1 protein-coding gene is annotated in these 297 nt (G+C 67.3%); it reads right to left on the bottom strand.

What is annotated here, in order from left to right; translation table 11 throughout:
* Positions 1–297: hypothetical protein (locus IH61_RS42295; RefSeq protein WP_037974231.1), on the bottom strand; the 297-nt coding region annotated here is incomplete at both ends.

Here is a 297-nt window from a genome sequence, read left to right as displayed (position 1 = left end):
GGTGAGGGCCACCTGCCGCTCGAACAGTTCCGCCAACGAGGCGTCGGGCAGCGCTAGTTCGGTGCGGTTGACCTCGACGAGCGTCCGGTGCCGTTCCTGCGGGGTGAGGATCTCGATGTGGCTGAGCGGCTGCTCGGGTTGGGCGGTCACCTCATCCAGGAGGCGGATCCAGCGGTCGAAGAGGGCTTGGACGGTGGAGGCGTCGTAGATGTCGCTGGAGTATTCGACGGCGCCGGTGATGCCCTGGGGTTCGCCGTCGGTGCCGCGGCGTTCGGCGAGGCTGAAGAAGAGGTCGAA

The organism is Streptomyces sp. NRRL WC-3742, assembly GCF_000720635.1.
Classification (GTDB): Bacteria; Actinomycetota; Actinomycetes; order Streptomycetales; family Streptomycetaceae; genus Kitasatospora.
This window is presented reverse-complemented; position numbering and strand designations above follow the sequence as displayed.